2 protein-coding genes and 2 pseudogenes are annotated in these 2862 nt (G+C 70.0%); all 4 read left to right on the top strand.

Annotation, left to right across the window (positions count from 1 at the left end; all coding sequences use genetic code 11):
- Positions 1–144: 144 nt before the first annotated feature.
- Positions 145–1041 (top strand): annotated as a pseudogene (locus tag Q1K57_RS15725) (amidohydrolase family protein); the annotation flags it as partial.
- A gap of 127 nt (positions 1042–1168) precedes the next feature.
- Positions 1169–1855 (top strand): 4-carboxy-4-hydroxy-2-oxoadipate aldolase/oxaloacetate decarboxylase, encoded by a 687-nt coding sequence (gene ligK, locus Q1K57_RS08440; RefSeq protein WP_300080923.1) that lies wholly within the window; start codon positions 1169–1171, stop codon positions 1853–1855.
- Positions 1856–2179: 324 nt separating this feature from the next.
- The gene (locus Q1K57_RS08435) at positions 2180–2578 is read left to right on the top strand and encodes a cupin domain-containing protein (protein ID WP_300080920.1); all 399 of its coding nucleotides are present in this window, start codon (positions 2180–2182) and stop codon (positions 2576–2578) included.
- 56 nt (positions 2579–2634) lie between these two features.
- Positions 2635–2862: pseudogene (locus Q1K57_RS08430) on the top strand (hypothetical protein); the annotation flags it as partial.

Genomic DNA, 2862 nt, shown 5'->3' with positions numbered 1-2862 from the left:
CGCGATGCGGACGCCGCCCGTGCGGCCGTCCAGGCCCATCTGACCAGCGTCATCGGCGCGCTGAGGGCCACCCCCGAACAGCCGCTCTGAGCCGGCGGCGTCCGTCGCCTCATCCGGCACCCCGACCCACGGAAGGAATCCTTCGTGAAGATCGACTGCCACGGCCACTACACGACCACCCCGCCGCAACTCGCGGCGTGGCGCGACGCGCAGATCGCCGCGTTCGAGGGCGGCGGGACCGCACAGGCGGCGTGCGATCTACGGATTTCCGACGACGAGATCAAGGCGTCGCTGGAGGAGAACCAGCTGAAGCTCCTCGACGACCGCGGCACCGATCTCGTGATCTTCAGCCCCCGGGCCAGCTTCATGGCCCATCACATCGGCGACTTCTCGGTGTCGCAGGCGTGGGCAGAGGTGTGCAACGACCTCGTCGCGTGCGTCGCCGGGCTGTACCCGGAGCGGTTCGTGATGGGGGCGATGCTGCCGCAGTCGCCGGGGGTGGACCCGGCGACGTGTCTGCCCGAGCTGCGTCGCGCGGTGGAGGAGCTGGGGGCGGTCGTGGTGAACCTGAACCCGGATCCCTCCGGGGGGCACTGGACCGCGCCGCCGCTGACCGACCGCAGCTGGTACCCGATCTACGAGGCGTTGGTGGAGTTGCGGGTGCCGGCGATGGTGCACGTCTCGACGTCGTGCAACCCGGCGTTCCACACCACCGGGGCGCACTACCTCAACGCCGACACGACAGCCTTCATGCAGTTGCTGCAAGGCGACCTGTTCGCCGACTTCCCCGAGCTGCAGCTCGTCATCCCGCACGGCGGCGGGGCGGTGCCGTACCACTGGGGGAGGTTCCGCGGGCTGGCGCAGGCGATCGGCGGGCCCGACCCGGACGACCTGCTGGCCAACGTCTCGTTCGACACCTGCGTGTACCACCAGGACGGGATCGACCTGCTGACGAAGGTGATCCCGGCGTCGTCGATCCTGTTCGCGAACGAGATGGTGGGGGCGGTGCGCGGCATCGACCCGCGCACCGGGCACCACTTCGACGACACGGGCGCTACGTGGCGGCGACGCCGCATCTGTCGGACGCCGACAGGGAGGCGGTCTACGCGGGGAACGCCTTGCGGGTGTACCCGCGGCTGGCGGAGAAGCTCGATCGGGGGGAGCGGTGATGCAGGCGGAAATGGGTGTGGTGCACACGGACGTGCTGCGGCCGGAGGCCGCGGACGTCGAGGCGCTGTCGGCGTTCGGGGTGGCGACGATCCACGAGGCCATGGGTCGCGTGGGGCTGATGCGGCCCTACATCCGGCCCGTGTACGCCGGGGCGCGCCTGTGCGGGCCGGTGGTGACCGTGCTGCTGCAGCCGGGCGACAACTGGATGATCCACGTGGCGGCCGAGCAGGTGCGCCGGGGGGACGTGCTCGTGGCGGCGTGCACGACGGAGTCGGAGGACGGGTTCTTCGGCGAGCTGCTGGCCACGTCGTTGCAGGCGCAGGGCTGCGCCGGGCTGGTCATCGACGGCGGCGTCCGGGATGTGGCCGACCTGGAGCGGATGGACTTCCCCGTCTTCTCCCGGGCGATCCACGCGAAGGGCACGGTGAAGGAGACGCTGGGCTCGGTCAACGTGCCCGTGGTCTGCGCGAACGCGCTGGTCTACCCCGGGGATGTCGTCGTGGCCGATGTGGACGGCGTCGTCGTCGTGCCGCGCGCTCGGGTGGCGGAGGTCGCCGAGGCGTCGCGGAAGCGTGAGGAGAACGAGGAGTCGAAGCGGGCCCGCTTCAAGGCCGGCGAGCTGGGCCTGGACCTCTACGGCATGCGTGAGCCGCTGGCCGCCAAGGGGCTGCGGTACATGCCGTGAGGGGGCGCTCACGTGCGTGCCGTGAAGGGGCGCTCACGTTTGTGACATAGGAAATCGTGGCACGTGCCACGAATCCCTATGTCAGAAAACCGATGTCACCCTCTCGGGGCGACGCAGCACCCGGCTTCAGAGCCCCGTGTGCAACTCCGTGCTGCGAACCCGGTACTGGAGCGCTGGTTTCGCAGCACGCATCCGCACACGCCCCGGCTGAAGGCGGACGCCGCCCCTCACGCTGATCCAGGCGCGCGGGAGCGACCCTCCCGCGTGGCAGGGGGGTACAGGCAGCACCTTGTTACCGTCCGGGCAGGGGAGTTCAATCGCACCATGAGCGAGTTCGAGCAGATCCTTCCGATCGGTGAGCCCAACGACACCTACGCCGCGTACTTCACCGGACGCTGCTTCGTGGCGCCGCTGGCCTCCGGCAACGACGTGAACATGATGAACGTCACGTTCGAGCCGGGCTGCATCAACTACTGGCACATCCACCACGAGGTCGAGCAGTACCTCCTCTGCACCGCGGGCGAGGGCTGGTGCGAGATCGAGGGCCAGCCGCCCGTCAAGATGACGCCCGGCACGGCCGTGGTCGTTCCGGAGGGCACGCGCCACTGGCACGGCGCCGCCCAGGACGGCTGGTTCTCCCACGTCGCCCTCATGGCCGTCAAGGACGGCATGGGCACCGAGTGGCTCGAGCCCGTCGACGACGAGCACTACCGCTCCCTCTGATGAGTCTTTCCGGATCGGTTGACCCCGGGGGGTCGCGCGAGTAACGTTCGTCGGCTATGCGTGACTTCCCGCCGGGGGTGGACGCCGCCCCTCCCGATACCCGCACACCCAGCCGTTTCCTCGGCTGGATGCTGCGGGATCAAGGCGTGGTCGTCACGTGGATGGCGCTGCTCATCGTCGCCTGGCAGCTGCCCGCGGTGCTGTCGCCGTGGCTGCTCGGTAAGGCCATCGACGCCGGCATCCTCGGCGGCGACCCGTGGGCCACGGTGGGCTGGGCGGCGCTG

The organism is Propioniciclava sp. (assembly GCF_029977985.1).
Classification (GTDB): domain Bacteria; phylum Actinomycetota; class Actinomycetes; order Propionibacteriales; family Propionibacteriaceae; genus Propioniciclava.
Note: the sequence above shows the minus strand (reverse complement) of the source record. Positions and strands in the feature narration are given on the sequence as shown.

Coding starts and splice junctions, on each gene's coding strand:
- ligK (WP_300080923.1), top strand. CDS start 1,169: ATGCAGGCGGAAATGGGTGTGGTGCACACGGACGTGCTGCGGCCGGAG.
- Q1K57_RS08435 (WP_300080920.1), top strand. CDS start 2,180: ATGAGCGAGTTCGAGCAGATCCTTCCGATCGGTGAGCCCAACGACACC.